Raw genomic sequence first — 17,848 nt, 5'->3', positions numbered from 1 at the left:
TGGCCGGAATAGCCGGAACCTTGTTGACGGAAACGGGTTTCGATGATAAACTTACGAATACATTCTTTAATTTGTTAGCATGGTAGCATATTAGCGAACTAAAGCAAATACAGTGAATAACATTTATGTTTATATAGGCGGTGAGGATTGGTGTCGAAACCGAAAGTGTTTGAAAAGCCGACCGGTGTCAAGGATTACCTTCCCGAGGCGGTAGCCAAATTACGTACCATTGAAACGAACGTACTGCAATGTATGGAACGGTGGGGGTACCGTGAAATTATGACTCCGACGTTGGAATTTTACGATACGGTCGGTGTGGCTAGCTCCACCGAGGACCGCAAGCTGTTCAAGCTGCTCGACCGCAACGGCACCACGCTGGTCATGCGCTCGGATATTACGGCGCCGATCGCCCGCGTAGTGGCATCTTTATTGAAGGAAGAGGCGTTTCCTATCCGGCTGTCTTATCACGCGAACGTTTTCCGTGCTTTTGAAGCGGAGGCGGGCCGGGACGCGGAATTTTTCCAAACCGGCGTTGAGCTGGTCGGCGATGCTTCCTCGGAATCGGACGCTGAAGTGATTGCCCTTGCGATCGCCAGCCTGCAGGCGGCCGGAGTGAAGGAATTCAAGATTGCGCTCGGCCACGTAGGCTTCTTGACCGGATTGTTCGATGAAACGCTGAATAACCGCTCGGAAGCGCAGCAAGCGCTGAAGGAGTGCTTGTTGAACCGCGATTATGTCGGCTACCGGGACACGATTCGTTCGCTTGATTTGGCGCCGGAGGTTCAAAAGGAGCTTGAAGGCATCTTAAGACTCCGCGGAGGACAAGAGATCTGCGATCAGGCGAAGCAGGTGACCAAGGACCCGACGGCCCAGCAGTCGATCACGCATTTGTGCGAGGTATGGGACGTGCTGAAGGCTTACGGTGTCAGCGAGCATGTGCTGATCGACTTAACGATGATCGGTGACTTTTCGTATTATACGGGGATGACGTTCGAAGGCTACGCAGCGGACCTGGGCTTCCCGGTGTGCAGCGGAGGAAGGTACGACAACCTGCTGACGCAGTTCGGCCGCCCGGCCCCGGCTACCGGCTTTGCTTTGAAGACGAACCGGATTCTCGAGGTGGTCAGCAAGCAGCCGACCCAGGCGCCGGAGCGTCTGTTGATTACTTATACGGCAGCAAGCAGAGCGGAAGCCTTCGCCAAGGCGAAGGAGCTGCGTTCCGGTGAAGGCGTGATGGTAGAGACGCGGTTGACGCCGGATGGTAAAATAGAGGCTGTCCGTTCGGGCGATGCGTCGTTCCGTGTGAACGGCGTGACGTACAAGGACATCATACAATTAGGATAAAGGAGGCGTGAAGCATGCAGGATGTATTGAAAGTGGCAATGCCCAAAGGGCGGATCTATAAGCAGGCCTCCAAGCTGTTTCGCGAAGCGGGACTCCCGATTCCGGAAGAGATGGACGATTCCCGCAAGCTGATTATCCCGGTGCCGGAAGCGAATATGGAGTTCATCATGGCCAAGCCCGTCGACGTGCCTACCTATGTGGAATACGGGGTAGCCGATATCGGCGTCGTAGGTAAAGACGTGCTGATGGAGGAAAACCGCGACGTGTATGAGCTGCTCGATCTGGGCATCGCCCGCTGCCGCATGTCGGTCATCGGACTGCCGGATTGGGAGCCGGTTCTGAACCCGCGTGTTGCGACCAAATATCCGAACGTCGCTTCCCAATATTTCCGCGAAAGAGGCCAGCAGGTGGAGGTTATCAAGCTGAACGGCTCGATTGAGCTGGCTCCGCTGATCGGCTTGGCCGATCGGATCGTCGATATGGTGGAAACCGGGCAAACGCTGCGCGAGAACGGTCTGGTAGAGCAGGAGCAAATTTTTGCGATTACAAGCCGGCTGATTGCCAATCGCGTCAGCTACCGGATGAAGAACGAGACGATCCAGGCGTTGTGCGACAAGCTCCAGCTGATGATGGCAGGAGCTGCGAAATAAATAGATGTTTTGCAATTCGTGATGTATAGATGAAACGAACCGATAGGGCTGATCCCTACTTGGTTGAATGGTTGAAGGAGGAATGCGGGATGAAAATCATGCCGGCTAACGAGTTTGCGCTCAAGCGCGAGGTGGAGTACGGCTCTCCTGAGCAGAACGAAAGGGTGAAGGGCATCATTGAAGCCGTGCGCCGCGAAGGCGACGGGGCGCTTAAGCGCTTTGCCCGGGAATTCGACGGAGTGACCGTCGACGAGCTGCGCGTCAGCGAAGCGGAGATCAAGGCCGCCTATTCGCAGGTGGACGACAGCTTCCTTGCCGCGATCCGCGAGGCGGCGGACAACGTGCGCCGCTTCCATGAGAAGCAGAAGCGCACGTCCTGGATGGATCTGCAGCCGGACGGCAGCATCCTGGGCCAGGTGATCCGGCCGCTGCGCCGGGTCGGCTTGTACGTGCCGGGCGGGAAGGCGGCTTATCCTTCTTCCGTCCTGATGAATGCGATCCCGGCCCAGGTGGCCGGCGTGCCCGAGATCGTCATGGTGACGCCGCCGTCTACGGCGGGCACCGAAGGCATTGACCCGCACATCCTGGTAGCGGCCTCGGAAGCCGGTGTGCGCGAAATTTACCGCGTCGGCGGAGCGCAGGCTGTTGCGGCTCTTGCTTACGGCACGGAGAGCATCGCCGCCGCGGACAAGATCGTAGGGCCCGGCAATATTTACGTGGCGCTGGCTAAGCGCTACGTGTTCGGCGCTGTCGACATCGACAGCATTGCCGGGCCGAGCGAGATCGTCGTGCTCGCCGACGATACGGCCGATGCCGCTTATGTCGCGGCAGACCTGCTGTCTCAAGCGGAGCACGATGAGATGGCTTCGGCGATTCTCGTTACGCCGTCGCAGGCGCTTGCCGAAGCCGTGCAGGCGGAGGTGGCCCGCCAGCTGGAGACGCTGCCGAAGAAAGACATCGCTTCGCAATCGATCCGCGATTACGGCGCGATTCTGACGGTCGCAAGCCTGGACGAAGGCGTGCGCGTCGTCAACCAGCTGGCGCCTGAGCACCTTGAGGTGATCGCCAGCGAGCCGTTCCAGTACTTGAGCGCCATTGAGAACGCGGGCGCCGTGTTCCTCGGACCGTACAGCTCGGAGCCGGTCGGCGATTACTTCGCGGGTCCGAACCACGTGCTTCCGACGAACGGTACGGCGCGCTTCTCGTCGCCGCTTAATGTGGATGATTATATGAAGAAATCCAGCGTGATCTATTACAGCAAGGAAGCGCTGCTTCAGAACGGACCTAAAATTATTGCCTTGGCGAAGCACGAAGGGCTCGAAGCTCACGCCAGAGCGATTCAAATACGATTGGAGAAAGAAGGGAACGCCCGTGGCTGAACAATTGCAATCCTCCCGAACGTCGAGCATTGCGCGCAAGACCGGCGAGACGGACATCAAGCTGTCCTTGAACGTGGACGGCTCCGGAAACGCAGAGCTCGAAACCGATGTGCCGTTTTTGAATCATATGCTGCACGCTTTTACGAAGAACGCCATGTTTGATCTGAAAGTAGAAGCGACGGGCGATATCGAGATCGACGACCACCATACGGTGGAGGATATCGGAATCGTCCTTGGTCAGGCGCTTCGCGAAGCGCTCGGGGACAAAGCGGGCATCAAGCGCTATGCCAACGTATTCATCCCGATGGATGAGGCGCTGGCGCAGGTTGTGATCGATATCTGCAACCGTCCGCACTTCGAATACCGGGCGGAGTATCCGGCCGCTCAGGTGGGCAGCTTCTCGACGGAGCTTGTGCACGAGTTTCTGTGGAAGTTCGCGCTGGAAGCGCGCGTGACGCTGCACGTTATCGTCCACTACGGGAAAAATACGCACCACATGATCGAAGCGGTGTTCAAAGCGCTCGGACGCGCGCTGGACGAGGCAACGACCATCGATCCGCGCGTGAAAGGCGTGCCGTCCACGAAAGGAGTGCTGTAGCATGATCGCTATCTTCGATTACGGCATGGGCAATCTGCACAGCGTGGCGAAGGCGGTCGAGCGTTTGGGCTTCGAAGCCGTCGTCACCTCGGACGAGGCGCAGATTCTGGCGGCCGACGGGGCCATTCTGCCCGGCGTCGGCGCGTTTGGCGACGCGATGCAGCATCTGCGCGAGTCGCGCCTGGACGGCACAGCCGCCCGCTATGCGCAGAGCGGCAAGCCGCTGCTCGGCATTTGCCTTGGCATGCAGCTGCTGTTCAGCCACAGCGAGGAGCACGGCTCCCACGAAGGGCTGAACCTGCTGCCAGGCAAGGTGGTTCGCTTCCGCGGCGACTACAAGGTGCCGCACATGGGCTGGAATCGGCTGCAGTTCGTGCAGCCGAGCCCGCTGTTCGAAGGCATCGAGCCGGGGCACGTGTACTTCGTGCACTCGTATCATGTGCAGCCGGAGCAGGCGTCGGACCTGCTGGCGGTCACCGATTACTACCAGCAGGTGACGGCGATTGTAGGACGCGGCAATGTGTTCGGCATGCAGTTCCACCCCGAGAAAAGCGGCGCCATCGGGATGCAGCTGCTCGGCAACTTTTTGAAGCTGTGTGAGAGGAGGGACGGCTAGCATGCTGGCAAAACGGATTATTCCCTGCCTGGACGTGAAGGACGGCAGAGTCGTGAAGGGCGTCAATTTCGTCAATTTGCGCGATGCCGGCGATCCCGTCGAGCTGGCGGCGATTTATGACCGCGAGGGCGCGGACGAGCTGGTGTTCCTCGATATTTCCGCTTCCGTCGAGGGCCGCGCAACGATGGTTGAGGTCGTGAGACAAACCGCAGGGGAAATTACGATTCCCTTCACGGTAGGCGGCGGCATCTCCAGCGTGGACGATATGAAGCGGATGCTGCGCGCAGGCGCCGATAAAATCGGCATCAACACCGCAGCGGTCACCAATCCGCAGCTGATCTCCGACGGCGCCCGCCGCTTCGGCTCGCAGTGTATCGTCGTTGCCATCGACGCCCGCTTTAACGAAGCCTGGGGAGAATGGGAAGTGTTTACCCACGGCGGACGCAACGGCACGGGAATCAAGGCGCTGGAATGGGCCAAGAAGGTCGAGGAGCTGGGCGCAGGCGAAATTCTGCTGACCAGCATGGACGCGGACGGCACGAAGGACGGCTTTGATCTTCCTTTAACGAAAGCCGTATCGGAGAGCGTGTCGATTCCGGTGATCGCCTCAGGCGGCGCGGGAACGAAAGAGCACTTTTACGACGTGTTTGCGGAAGGAAAGGCGGACGCCGGTCTGGCCGCAACCATTTTTCATTATAAAGAATTGACGATCAGCGATGTAAAAGACAATTTGAGGTCCAAAGGGGTGGAGGTACGGTGAGTACAGAACAAATCGAACAGCTAACGGCAGCTATCAAGTGGGACGCCCACGGATTGGTGCCTGCCATCGTTCAGGATGCGGTCAGCAAAGAAGTACTGATGATGGCTTACATGAATCAGGATTCCCTCAAGCTTACGGTCGAATCGGGAGAGACCTGGTTCTGGAGCCGCTCCCGCAGCGAGCTGTGGCATAAGGGCGCAACCAGCGGACACCTGCAAAAGGTACAATCGCTTAAATACGATTGCGACGGCGATACGCTGCTGGTGCAGGTACAGCAAACGGGTCCCGCGTGCCATACGGGCCGCTACAGCTGCTTCTTCAATGAAGTAGCGGTTAACGGTCAGGCTTCCGCAGAAGCTGCAGAGCCGGCGGCTGACCGCTTCGCGATTTTGTCCAAGCTCGAAGCGACGATCGCTTCGCGTGAGGCAGAGCGTCCGGAGGGGGCTTATACGACGTACCTGTTCGAGAAGGGCGTCGATAAAATCCTGAAAAAGGTCGGCGAAGAAACCGCCGAGGTTATCATTGCCGCCAAGAACCGCGATCATGACGAGCTTCGTTATGAAGCCAGCGATTTGATTTTTCACCTGATGGTATTGCTCCGCGAGCAGAAGCTGCCGCTGGACGATGTCATGCAGGAATTGGAACGGCGCCATCTTTCCAAAAAATAAGCTCATTCAGCTTAAGGGCATCGGGCTCGGAACTCCGTACAGGAGGGGCGATCCATGCCCTTGCTCTATGTAAGGAAGTCAAGAACCAATATTAGGACTACCCGGAAAAAATGTGTAACCCAAACGATTTTTGTGCGTAAAAAATGGGGAAATGTCCCCTTCAATTCACGGAAATGCCTTTTTCTTAATCGAATCTTTTCATGTATAATGGGGTTGAGAGCATTTTTATTGTATAATAACTTTTGATGTTATAGATGCATCGGACAACTGCCCCATAGGTATCATAACGTAAACGTAAACAATCCATTGCGGAGGTAACCATGTACAGCGACAAAGTTAAAGTATTCTCGGGTTCATCCAATCCTAAATTGGCTCAAGCCATCTGTAAGGAGCTGGATGTTCCTCTTGGCCAAATCAAGCTTTCCCGATTCAAAAGCGGTGAAATCTACTGTCTTTTTGAAGAAACGATTCGTAACTGTGATGTATTTTTGGTTCAGACGTTTTCCCATCCGATCAACGAGCACTTTATGGAGCTGTTGGTAATGATGGATGCGGCCAAACGTGCGTCGGCCAGAACCATCAATCTTGTCGTGCCTTACTATGGTTATTCCCGTCAAGAGCGTAAAGCGGCACCGCGTGAGCCGATTTCGGCGAAATTGGTTGCAGACCTGCTGAATGCGGCAGGCGCCCATCGTGTGATTACACTCGATCTGCACGCTCCGGCGATCCAGGGCTTCTTCAATATTCCTGTCGATCATTTGACGGCGATGGATTTGTTAAGCGATCATATCAAGAAGAAAAATATTCCTGACCTGATCGTCGTGTCCCCGGATGCGGGCGGCGTGACCCGGGCTGAGAATCTGGCTAACGTGCTGGAAGCTCCTATTGCGATGATGTTTAAGAAACGGTATGCGCACAACGAAGCGGTGGTCACGCACGTCATCGGCGACGTCAAAGGCAAAACACCGGTCATTATAGAAGATTTGATCGACACGGGTACGACGATTGTCAACGTGGTCGAGGGCTTGAAGGAACGCGGAGCGAACGATGTGTATATCTGTGCGACGCACCCTGTTTTCTCGGGACCGGCGCTGCAGCGTCTGGACCATCCGAACATCAAGGAAGTCATCATCACGGACTCCATCGCGATTCCGGACGACCATTCCCCGAGATTCAAGGTGCTTTCCATTGCAGGCCTGCTGTCCAATGCGATCCGCATTATCAAAGACGGCGGTTCGATCAGCTCCTTGTTTAAATACGGCGGCGTTTAATGAACCTAAATCAGGCGTAGGCAGAGATTGCCTGCGCCTGTCCTCCATGTGCATTTATCTTTTTTGTGCTATACTTGCTTATGAATACGCTGGTTTCTTACAATTCCATACAGAACCGGAGGTGCCTTACTAATGGAAAAGAAAAAGCGTGCCACCCCAACCCAAGCTGCGAAAGTCATACCGATGAAAATGGATGCCACGTTCTTTTTCGAACGCGCTGTTCAGTCGCTGGACCGGTATCATTATGATAAGGCATTAAAATATTTTCGTCGCGCTGCCGAATACGAGCCGGAAAATCCGGTCAATCATTGTAATTTGGCGGGGCTGCTCTCGGAGATGGGGAATTACGAAGAATCCAACCGTGTTCTTCAGCACGTGTTAGATCAGATCGACCCGGCCATGACGGAATGCTATTTCTATATGGCTAACAATTTCGCGAATATGGAAAACTATGAATCGGCGGAGAAGGCCATCATCCATTACCTGGAGCATGACGAGACCGGTCAATTTCTTGAGGAATCCGAGGAAATGATCGAGCTGTTGAGCTATGAGCTGGACCGTCCGACCAAGCTGACCTCGATCAAGAGCCGCGAAGGCATCTTCGAGCATGACCGTGCCCGGAGTATGCTGGAGGAAGGGAAGTTCGGGGAAGCGGTCCGTATTTTAGAGAAAATTATTAAGAAGCATCCCGATTTTATGGCCGCACGCAACAATCTTGCGCTGGCTTATTACTATATGGGTCATTTTGAGAAATCCGTCGAAATGATTAAAGAAGTGCTGGAGCTCGACCACGGGAATCTGCACGCGCTGTGCAATCTGGCTATCTTTTATCAGCATTTCGGCGATAAGGAGAAGCTGGGCGAGCTGCTCTTGGTACTGCGCAAGACGTATCCTTTCCATCAAGATCATGTGTTTAAGCTGGCCACTACAATGGGCATCTTAAGTGAGCATGAGACTGCGTTCCGCCTGTTCAAACGGCTGATCAAAACGGGCGAAGCCGGCCTGGACCCCTGCTTGTTCCACTATACGGCCGTAGCGGCATATAATACCGGACGATACGATGAGGCGGAGCGTCAGTGGCGTCAGGCGGATAAGTTCGATCCGGGCTCGGAAATTCCGAAGTTTTACTTGAACATATTGGATAAATCCCGCCACGAGCAGGTGAAGCCTCCGGTGAGCTACCACTACCATCTCCCGTTCGAAGAACAGTTCCGGGGGCTGGAGAAGTCGACCGAAGGTCTGCCCGATCATTTGAAGCGCGATCCGTTGGTGCGCTCGTCCTTCTTCTGGGCGCTGCGCCATGGCGATACGGATACGAAGCTGCAGGTGATCCAGGCGTTCGGCCTGATTGCCGACAATGAAGTGAAGGAAGCTCTGCTTGAATTTATTCAGGAGCCGGCCGAAGACGACTACTTGAAAAAGGTTGCCATCTTCGTGCTGCGGAATATGGGCTTGCAGGACCCTATCACAGCGGTGCTGGACGGGAAGAAGCTGACCGTACCGGCGTCGCCGTTCTCGCCGAATCTGCCGGTATGGGAGCCTAGATGGCAGGCCGTGATGGATATGGCGATCCGGGAGATGACCCGGCGCTACGATATGGTACAGCAGTATGATCTGCAGACGCTGTGGGTTGAATTCCTCACCCGTGTGTATCCGGGCGTTCCGAAGATCGCCAAGGTGGAAGGCTGGGCGGCTGCGCTGGAATATTTGACGGCCAAGATGCATCGCCGAGCGATCTCCTTCCATGAGCTTTCACATCGGTACGACGTATCGGTAGCAACCATCAGCAAGAATGTGAAGATCATTGACCAGGCCTGCGGACTGAAGGAAAAGATGGAAGCCATCTTTCCGACGTTTCTCAAGCTGTAGCTGTAATCCGCTGACCGCAGCAGACCGGGAGGGAACGTTCCTATGAGCAACGTACAGGAACGCGTTCCTCCCCGCTGTGCGTGTCCGCTGCATCTTACGAAATGCCACCCGAATACATATGAAACCTGATAGGAGGAGTTTACATGTACAGAGCAATCGTCATCGGAACCGGACCTGCGGGTCTTACTGCAGCCATTTACTTGGCTCGCGCTAATTTGAATCCTTTGGTCATCGAAGGGCCGGAGCCAGGCGGACAGCTGACTACCACCACGGAAGTGGAAAACTTCCCCGGCTTCCCTCAAGGCATCATGGGTCCCGAGCTGATGGACAATATGCGCAAGCAGGCGGAACGCTTCGGCGCCGAGTTCAAAACAAGCTGGGTCACCAAGGTGGATCTGTCCAAACGTCCATTCAAGCTGACCGTGGAAGGCGTCGGAGAAATCGAGACCGAAAGCCTGATCATCTCGACAGGCGCTTCCGCCAAGCTGCTCGGTATCGAGAATGAGAGAGAAAGCATCGGCCGCGGTGTGAGCACCTGCGCAACCTGTGACGGCTTTTTCTTCCGCGGTAAAAAAATCATTGTCATCGGAGGCGGAGACTCGGCGATGGAGGAAGCGAACTTCCTGACGCGCTTTGCGACAGAGGTTCGGATCGTGAACCGCCGCAACGAACTGCGTGCTTCCAAGATCATGCAGGACCGCGCACGCGAGAATGCCAAAGTGGCTTGGAGCTTGAACCGGACGCCGCTCGCCGTCATTTCCGGAGATAAAGGCGTTACCGGCTTGAAGGTGAAAAACAACGAAACCGGCGCGGAAGAAATCATCGAAACGGACGGGATCTTCGTAGCCATCGGCCATAAGCCGAACACCGATTTCCTCGGCGGCCAAATTACGACGGACGATCACGGCTATATCGTCGTGAAGCCGGGAACGTCGCTTACGAACGTGGAAGGCGTCTTCGCCTGCGGCGACGTTCAGGACAGCAAGTACCGTCAAGCTATTACCGCTGCGGGCAGCGGCTGCATGGCGGCATTGGACTGCGAGAAGTTTCTGGACGGACATGCGGTGCATGACTGGAGCCAATCGCTTTAATAGATGGGAAAACGTGGGACGACGGTTCCACGTTTTTTCTCTTGCTTAGCTGTTACGGCGCTTCCGCCGGAAAGGCCCGACGCCATCTTCAGGATAAGCAGGAATAGCTATTGTTGGCGGGCTGCCGGAGCGGTTCCGCCGAACTGTCCGGCGCCCTGCTCCCTTACGGGCATAAGGCTGGAAACCGCTTTCAATATTTGCTAATGCTGGCTTGACCTGTGGTTAGGGTTGGCTTATAGTTAAAATGGAGCTTTTTTGTTCATTACGTGATCATATGTTTATGAGGTGACCAAGGCATGGTAGAAAAAGTGTACGTTGGAGTCGATTTAGGCGGAACGACCATCAAGGTGGGACTCTGCGATGAGAATGGCAAGCTGCTGCAAACCTATGAAGGTCCGGACCGGAACGGAGCATGGCGCGGATGTCGTATTGGAGAACATCGCCCAATATGTTCGCAAGCTGGTAGCAGAATCCCCGTACGAGTGGGAACAGGTTGCCGGAATCGGAGCAGGGATCGCCGGATTCATGGACATTCCCGAAGGCTTCATCAAGCTGTCCCCGAATTTGGGCTGGCGCAACGTGCCTGTGAAGAAAATACTTGAAGAAAAGCTCGGCAAAACTGTGAAAATTGACAATGACGCTAATGTTGCTGCGTTGGGCGAGGCTTGGAGCGGTGCGGGCGCAGGAATACCGAATGTTGTATGCTATACGCTCGGAACGGGCGTTGGCGGCGGAATCATTATAAATGGGAATATTTTTCAAGGCTACAAAGGCATGGCCGGCGAGCTCGGACATATGAGCGTCGTGCCTGATCTGGAGGCCATCAACTGCAACTGCGGCTTGAAGGGCTGTCTGGAGACGGTCTCTTCGGCAACCGGAATTATCCGTATGGCGAAGGAAGCCGTTGAGCGCGGAGAGCATACCTCCTTGGCTCTGGTTGAGAACATTATGGCCAAGGAAGTGTTCGAAGCGGCGGACTCCGGCGACGAGGTTGCGATCCGTATCATCAACCGCGCGGCGCTGTACCTCGGCAAATCGATGGCGGCCGTTTCGGTGGTGCTGAATCCGCAGCGCTTTATCGTTGGCGGCGGCGTGTCTAAAGCCGGCGATATTTTGTTCGATGCGATTCGCAAATATTTTAATGAGTTCGCTCAGGAATCCGCCAGGGAAGGCGTGGATATCGTTCCTGCAACACTGGGGAATGATGCGGGCGTTGTCGGTGCGGCCGGCTTGAATCTTCGGTCGTAGGCACGGAGTAAGTTTTTTTATAAAGCTCGTGTGAGCAAACGCCTTTATCCGCATATGATATAACAGGACATCTGAAGAGACGGCTGGATGGATATGGATGCTCAGGCGAATTTTATTCGATTGGCTTGTTTTGCAATGTGCTTTATAGTAAGTAGTAGCGGTATTGTTCGTAGATAGGTTGCTAGCTTTTCGTTAACACCATTCAAATTCGCCGGGAGTTCAGGCGTGCTGGGACGGAAGACAGAGTCGCAGGAATTGGACTCCGGCGAATCCGGAGGAGGCATCATCCCATGGAAGAAATGCATACCTTAGGCAAGCTGGTCATTATTACCGGCATGTCGGGCGCAGGCAAAACCATCGCAGTGCAGAGCTTGGAAGACTTGGGCTTCTTCTGCGTAGATAACCTTCCTCCCGTTTTGATTCCCAAGTTCGCCGAATTGATTGAGCAGTCGAAAGGCCGGATCGGTAAGGTAGCGCTGGTGATAGATTTGCGGGGACGCGAGTTTTTCACTTCGCTGTCGGAATCGCTTCGCTATGTTCAGGAGAATCACACGCTGACGTACGAGATTCTGTTTCTCGACGCAACGGACGGGGTGCTGGTTCAGCGGTATAAGGAAAGCCGGCGCAAGCATCCTCTGGCGCCTACGGGCGCGCCGTTGGAAGGCATTCACCAGGAGCGCAGGCTGCTGGAGGAGCTTAAGGGCGTGGCGACGCAGGTTATCGATACGAGCAGCCTGAAGCCGGCCCAGCTGAAAGAGAAAATCGTAGCCCGTTTTACCAATCTGGAGTCCAACGGGATTTCGATCAACGTCATCTCCTTTGGATTTAAGTACGGCGTTCCTATCGACGCCGATCTGATTTTCGATGTGCGCTTCTTGCCGAACCCGCATTATGTGGAGACGCTGCGCCCTAACACCGGGCAGGATCCCGACGTCTATGAATACGTCATGAAGTGGGGCGAGACGAAGGAGTTTCTCGCGAAGCTGCTGGATATGCTCAACTTTCTGGTACCGCAGTACAAGAAGGAAGGCAAGAGCCAGGTCGTTGTCGGCATCGGCTGCACGGGCGGCAAGCACCGTTCGGTAGCTATTGCCGAATATTTGGGTAAAGTGATGGGAAACAGCGAGACCGAGATCGTCAGAGTGAATCACCGCGATGCCGAGCGGGATCGGGTTGAGGTGAAAAAATGACAACCGGTCAAGGGAGAAAAGGACGGCCCCGCATCGTCGTTATCGGCGGAGGCACCGGACTCTCCGTGATGCTGCGCGGATTGAAGGAGAAGCCTCTCGACATCACGGCTATCGTAACGGTGGCCGATGACGGAGGAAGCTCCGGCATTCTGCGCTCTGAGCTGGAGATGGTGCCGCCGGGCGATATCCGCAACGTGTTGACGGCATTGGCGGATGTGGAGCCGATGCTCGGCAAAATGCTTGAGTATCGTTTTGAGAAAGGGCAGGGATTAGCCGGGCATAGTTTGGGCAATCTAATTTTGGCAGCAATGAGCGATATTACCGGTGACTTCGTAACCGGGGTTCGGGAGCTGAGCCGTGTTTTTGCCGTTCGGGGGCAGGTGCTTCCGGCTGCGAATCACGCTATCGTATTGAAAGCGGAAATGACGGACGGCACTATCGTCGAAGGCGAGTCCAAAATTCCGCGGGCAGGCAAAACGATTAAGCGGGTCTTTATCGAACCGGAGCTGGTATCTCCGCTCCCGGAGGCGATAGAGGCGCTGAAGCAAGCGGATGCGATCCTCGTAGGTCCGGGAAGCCTGTATACGAGCATTTTGCCGAATTTGCTCGTTCCTGAGATTACACGGACGATTGTGGAATCGAAGGCGGTCAAAATGTTTATCTGCAACGTGATGACCCAGCCTGGGGAAACGGACCATTATGCGGTGAGCGATCACTTGCGGGCTGTCCGCGAGCATGTCGGCCAGGATTTATTCGATTACGTTATCGTCAACAACGGGGAAATTCCTCCTCAGGTACAGGACCGTTATGCGGAAAAGGGCGCTAAGGTGGTCCACCTGGATCTGGAAGAGGTGACCAAGAAGGGCTACAAAGTCATTGCCGATCAGCTGGTGTTATTCCGCACTTATTTAAGACATGATGCGATTAAGCTGAGTCAGCATATTTATCAACTGGTGGAGAGCTGGATGCTCAAGAAGGGGTGATTTACCATGTCCTTCGCCGCGCAAACGAAGAAAGAACTGACCATGATTCAGTCCGAGACGTGCTGCGAGACGGCGGAGCTGTCCGCGCTCATCCGGATGAACGGCTCTGTGCAGTTAACGAATCAGCGCATCGTGCTGGATATTTCAACAGAGAATGCGGCCATTGCGCGCCGGATTTACTCGCTTTTGAAAAAAGAGTTTAACGTGCATACGGAGCTGCTGGTTCGTAAGAAGATGCGCCTGAAAAAAAACAATGTCTATATCGTCCGGATACCGAGTCAGGTGCAGGAAATTTTATCGCGGATGAAGATCGTATCCGAAGGCTTTATTTTTACGCCGGGGATCGAGAGAGACATTATTGAGGATGACTGCTGTAAGCGCGCTTATTTGAGAGGGGCTTTTCTTGCCGGAGGATCGGTGAACAATCCGGAGGGATCGTCTTACCACCTTGAAATCTCATCGATGTATGAGGAGCACTGCCATGCGCTGTGCGATCTGGCCAATGAATTTGACTTGAATGCCCGCTGCATCGAGCGCAAGAAGGGCTTTGTTCTATACATTAAAGAAGGCGAGAAAATCATTGAGTTTCTCAGCCTGATCGGAGCGCATCAAGCGTTGTTTCGCTTCGAGGATGTGCGTATCATGAAAGATATGCGCAACTCAGTTAACCGCTTGGTCAATTGCGAAACCGCGAATTTGAACAAGACGATCGGGGCAGCCGTCCGTCAAATCGATAATATCCGATTGCTGCAGAAGGAGCTTGGCCTCGAGAACCTGCCGGATAAGCTGCGCGAGGTGGCTGAAATCCGGCTGAAGCACCCGGATATGAATTTGAAGGAAGTCGGGGATCTGCTCAAGGGCCAGGTAAGCAAGTCGGGCGTGAATCACCGCCTGCGTAAAATTGACGAAATGGCCGAAAAGATCCGAAAATCGTAGTCCACATTGGTAAATGTAGATTTTTTGTGTAATTTTACAATATTTCTAGTGCAATGCATGGAAAAATGATATAATAGTTGAAAAATCGCTTTTTCATGGTCATTTAACGAAATGGTCATTTGCAATTTATGATTGTAGGGGGTATGGGTTGGAATGTCGAAACGCCCAGTAGTTGTGAAGTTGAAAACAGGCCTTCATGCCAGACCAGCGGCACTTTTTGTTCAGGAAGCGAACAAATTCTCTTCCGAGATCTTTGTGGAGAAGGATGAGAAGAAAGTAAACGCCAAAAGCATCATGGGTATTATGAGCCTAGCCATTAGTACAGGTACTGAAGTTTACATTAGTGCAGAGGGTTCGGACGCCGAGCAGGCTGTAAACGCTTTAGTCACTTTGGTCAGCAAAGAGGAACTGGAGAATCAATAATACTGCCATGGGCTTCCGTTAAGGAAGCTTTTTTTACCTATCAGAATTTATAACTTTTCGGGGCCCCGCAAAGTACCTGAGTCCGCCTCGAAGCATGAGCCCCACTTTGTGGGGTTATTTTTCTCTGGCAGAGGCTGCTAATGCTGGGTTCCAGATGATGGATTGTATGGGATGTCCATAAAAGCGCAACCTTTTCTCGAGTAGAGCGTCTATTATGACGTGTCTTCTGCAGGAAAGGTTTTTTGCTGTCCTTATTTATTATTCTAAAGGAGTAAGAGAGATGAAACAGTTAAAAAGAGAAATGTCTTTATTGGTCCTCATCACCTTGTTATGCACCGTTCTCTTTACACCGTTGGCCTCCGCGGCCGGCATTGCGTCAACCTCGACTTATGTACTACTGTATGTGGACAAGACGGATGCTTTCCTGAACGGCGAGCAGGTGAAGCTGGAGTCCCCGGCTACGATCATTAATGATAAAATGTTCGTCCCCGCCAAATTTTTGGGGGATGCGATGGGGTTGAAGGTCGAGTGGAACGACAAAACTCGACAAATCGAGATGACGACTCCGGGCTACAATATTATTTTGGACAGCGACCATAAGTCGGTGTGGATCAACGGAGTGATGGAGCCGTTTGATTCTGCAGCGGCCATTAGCCCGGAAGGGAAGCTGCTGGTGAAGCTGACCTGGCTGGCTGATTATATGGGAGCACGCTATACGTACAACGACGAGCTTCGTCGGGTAGAAGTCATTCATACGCAAGTTCCTAACGGAATTTATATTCCGAATACGGGCAATTCCAAGCCTGTGGCGAAATTCTCCTTTGCCAAGGATACATATAAAATCGGGGAACCGGTGAAATATGTGGACTTGAGCTACGATCCGGATGCTGAAGGCATTGTACGGACCGAATGGACGAACAAAGAAGAAGCCTTCTTCCAGCCGGGCAAATACAATGTGACTTTGACGGTATGGGACGGGCACGGCAACCAAAGCGAGCCTTATTCCCGGGTCATTACGATTTCGAATGAAACGTATTTGAGCGCAATCGAGTATCCGATCTATACCAAGCCTGTCGGCGGATTTATTAAAACTGACTGGAGCACGCTGTGGGGCAACTTCTGGAAGCTGCCGGAGCTTCCAAAAAATGTAACGGAAGATTCCTCGCGCAAGCTGCTGGTCAGCGACAGTCCGGAGGAATTTACGGAAACGGGTATTTTGTATCAGGATACCGTCAATGGTAAAGGACGTCTCTACGCAGATCACGTCAATGGGACGAAGGAAAAGGTCACGCTGGCCATTCTGGCGAAGAACACGACCGATAAGCCGGTGACGGTGAAAACAACCAACAAAGGCGAAGTATGGCCTTCTGTGTACGCGAACCTGATCGGGAATGAAGCCAGCGTCGAGTTCTTAATGAACGACCCGCAAAACGGCAGCATGGTCATTCCTCCGAAAACAACGCTGATCTACTCGCAAATGCCGGAGTTTTATCCGAGCCAAGGCGTCAACCTGTTCTATGATGTGGAAACCGATGGCGAGATTCAGTTCTCCTTCGTTGCTGCGCCGGAAGTGAATCAGAACGCATTGAGCCTTCCGCTGCTGCCGTTTACCGGTCATGTGCGCGGATCGTTCCCGGTATCCCAGGTGAACTGGAATATCGATGCAAGCTCGTTTACGACCCCGTCCCGTCTTATTATCGGGGATGGCAAATCCGATCCGTTCCAGCCGGGCTATGACCCGATGCGGAAGGAAAACGTGAAGAACGAGGGCAACTACGGCGTCGTATATAAAATTCATGCGGACAAGCCGCGCAAAATGGCGGTTATGATTATGCCGTACGGCGGTATTTTCAAAGGTCCGTTCAAAATTAACGGAGAGATGCGGCTCGTTCCGGAATCCGGCGTGCTGACGGCATTTGACGGCATGCAGATTCTGGCCAAAACGACGGGCAACGAGGACTCGCTCGATATCGAGTTCACCCCGCCGGCCGGTTCGGCGTTCCCGATCGATTTGATTTTCTATCCGCTGGATGAAAAAGAGTAAGAGGATCTCCCATAAAAATTAATTGTACCAAATCAAAAACCCACCGCCGGTCAGCGAGACCATGCGGTGGGTTTGTTTTATCGAGCCGGCTTACACCTTCTCGATCACTTTATCGATCAGGCCGTAAGCGGCAGCTTCTTGCGCGTACATGAAGTTGTCGCGGTCGGTATCCTTCTCGATTTGCTCGAACGATTGGCCGGTGCGCTCGGCCAGGATGTGGTTCAGCTTGTCGCGCATTTTGAGAATCCGCTTCGCGCGAATCTCAATGTCGCTCGCTTGACCTTCCGCGCCGCCAAGCGGCTGGTGAATCATGACTTCGCTGTTAGGCAGCGCGAAGCGTTTGCCTTTGGCGCCTGCAGCCAGCAGGAACGCGCCCATCGAAGCGGCCATACCGACGCAGATCGTCGATACGTCCGGTTTAATAAACTGCATCGTATCGTAAATAGCCATCCCCGCCGTAATGGAACCGCCCGGGCTGTTAATATACAAATGAATATCCTTATCCGGATCTTGTGCCGCCAAGAACAGCAGTTGGGCGATAATCGCGTTGGCCACAACATCATTGACCGGCGTACCTAGAAAGATAATGCGATCCTTCAACAAGCGGGAGTAGATGTCATATGCACGTTCTCCTCTTGCATCAGGTTCAACGACCATGGGAATGAAACTCATAAGCTGCAGCCTCCTTAAAGTTCATATATGGTAACACTATAACCATCATAGCGGAAAAACAAACTAAGGTCAAGAAAGGTCAAACAACAGATACAAAAAAACCTTC

Annotated in this window: 16 protein-coding genes and 1 pseudogene; 16 read left to right on the top strand and 1 reads right to left on the bottom strand. The window is 53.7% G+C overall.

From position 1 onward, the window contains the following. Positions 1-150 precede the first annotated feature (150 nt). From ACHHV8_RS35400 to ACHHV8_RS35325, 16 genes and pseudogenes are all read left to right on the top strand, one after another. Complete coding sequence (locus ACHHV8_RS35400) at positions 151-1,344, top strand: ATP phosphoribosyltransferase regulatory subunit (protein ID WP_395164124.1); 1,194 nt, start codon at positions 151-153, stop codon at positions 1,342-1,344. A gap of 14 nt (positions 1,345-1,358) precedes the next feature. Beyond that, positions 1,359-1,994 carry an ATP phosphoribosyltransferase gene (hisG, locus tag ACHHV8_RS35395; protein ID WP_395164123.1) on the top strand — a complete coding sequence of 212 codons (636 nt, stop codon included), beginning with the start codon at positions 1,359-1,361 and terminating at the stop codon, positions 1,992-1,994. Between the two features lie 89 nt (positions 1,995-2,083). Beyond that, entirely contained in the window at positions 2,084-3,373 is a 1,290-nt protein-coding gene (gene hisD / locus ACHHV8_RS35390; RefSeq protein ID WP_395164122.1) for a histidinol dehydrogenase, read from the top strand. Continuing rightward, entirely contained in the window at positions 3,366-3,971 is a 606-nt protein-coding gene (gene hisB, locus ACHHV8_RS35385) for an imidazoleglycerol-phosphate dehydratase HisB (protein WP_395164121.1), read from the top strand. Before hisD ends, hisB begins: the two co-directional genes overlap by 8 nt. A gap of 1 nt (position 3,972) precedes the next feature. Further along, positions 3,973-4,587 (top strand): imidazole glycerol phosphate synthase subunit HisH, encoded by a 615-nt coding sequence (hisH, locus tag ACHHV8_RS35380; RefSeq protein WP_395164120.1) that lies wholly within the window; start codon positions 3,973-3,975, stop codon positions 4,585-4,587. 1 nt (position 4,588) lies between these two features. Further along, positions 4,589-5,347, top strand: a complete 759-nt coding sequence (hisF, locus tag ACHHV8_RS35375; protein ID WP_395164119.1) for an imidazole glycerol phosphate synthase subunit HisF — start codon at positions 4,589-4,591, stop codon at positions 5,345-5,347. After that, positions 5,344-6,015: a bifunctional phosphoribosyl-AMP cyclohydrolase/phosphoribosyl-ATP diphosphatase HisIE gene (gene hisIE / locus ACHHV8_RS35370; protein ID WP_395164118.1), complete on the top strand. Its 672-nt coding sequence runs from the start codon at positions 5,344-5,346 to the stop codon at positions 6,013-6,015. The genes hisF and hisIE overlap by 4 nt, the downstream gene beginning before the upstream one ends. Positions 6,016-6,335: 320 nt before the next feature. After that, positions 6,336-7,286 (top strand): ribose-phosphate diphosphokinase, encoded by a 951-nt coding sequence (locus ACHHV8_RS35365; RefSeq protein ID WP_395164117.1) that lies wholly within the window; start codon positions 6,336-6,338, stop codon positions 7,284-7,286. Between the two features lie 132 nt (positions 7,287-7,418). After that, positions 7,419-9,155, top strand: coding sequence for a tetratricopeptide repeat protein (locus tag ACHHV8_RS35360; protein ID WP_395164116.1), 1,737 nt, complete (start codon positions 7,419-7,421; stop codon positions 9,153-9,155). Between the two features lie 143 nt (positions 9,156-9,298). After that, a complete protein-coding gene (trxB, locus tag ACHHV8_RS35355) occupies positions 9,299-10,246 on the top strand; it encodes a thioredoxin-disulfide reductase (protein WP_395164115.1) in 948 nt (315 codons plus the stop codon). 296 nt (positions 10,247-10,542) lie between these two features. Beyond that, a pseudogene (locus tag ACHHV8_RS35350) lies at positions 10,543-11,494 on the top strand (ROK family glucokinase). Positions 11,495-11,784: 290 nt separating this feature from the next. Beyond that, the gene (rapZ, locus tag ACHHV8_RS35345; RefSeq protein WP_395164114.1) at positions 11,785-12,684 is read left to right on the top strand and encodes an RNase adapter RapZ; all 900 of its coding nucleotides are present in this window, start codon (positions 11,785-11,787) and stop codon (positions 12,682-12,684) included. Beyond that, the gene (locus tag ACHHV8_RS35340) at positions 12,681-13,667 is read left to right on the top strand and encodes a gluconeogenesis factor YvcK family protein (RefSeq protein ID WP_395164113.1); all 987 of its coding nucleotides are present in this window, start codon (positions 12,681-12,683) and stop codon (positions 13,665-13,667) included. The genes rapZ and ACHHV8_RS35340 overlap by 4 nt, the downstream gene beginning before the upstream one ends. 6 nt (positions 13,668-13,673) lie before the next feature. Beyond that, entirely contained in the window at positions 13,674-14,603 is a 930-nt protein-coding gene (gene whiA, locus ACHHV8_RS35335) for a DNA-binding protein WhiA (protein ID WP_395164112.1), read from the top strand. Between the two features lie 153 nt (positions 14,604-14,756). Continuing rightward, positions 14,757-15,026, top strand: coding sequence for an HPr family phosphocarrier protein (locus ACHHV8_RS35330; protein ID WP_076230567.1), 270 nt, complete (start codon positions 14,757-14,759; stop codon positions 15,024-15,026). 280 nt (positions 15,027-15,306) lie between these two features. Further along, positions 15,307-17,070, top strand: coding sequence for a stalk domain-containing protein (locus tag ACHHV8_RS35325; RefSeq protein WP_395164111.1), 1,764 nt, complete (start codon positions 15,307-15,309; stop codon positions 17,068-17,070). A 90-nt stretch (positions 17,071-17,160) separates the two neighbouring features. Here the strand turns inward: ACHHV8_RS35325 and clpP are convergent, their stop codons facing one another. Further along, positions 17,161-17,742: an ATP-dependent Clp endopeptidase proteolytic subunit ClpP gene (gene clpP / locus ACHHV8_RS35320; RefSeq protein ID WP_395164110.1), complete on the bottom strand. Its 582-nt coding sequence runs from the start codon at positions 17,740-17,742 to the stop codon at positions 17,161-17,163. Between the last annotated feature and the right edge of the window lie 106 nt (positions 17,743-17,848).

The organism is Paenibacillus sp. TAB_01 (assembly GCF_043945595.1).
Classification (GTDB): Bacteria; Bacillota; Bacilli; order Paenibacillales; family NBRC-103111; genus Paenibacillus_S.
This window is presented reverse-complemented; position numbering and strand designations above follow the sequence as displayed.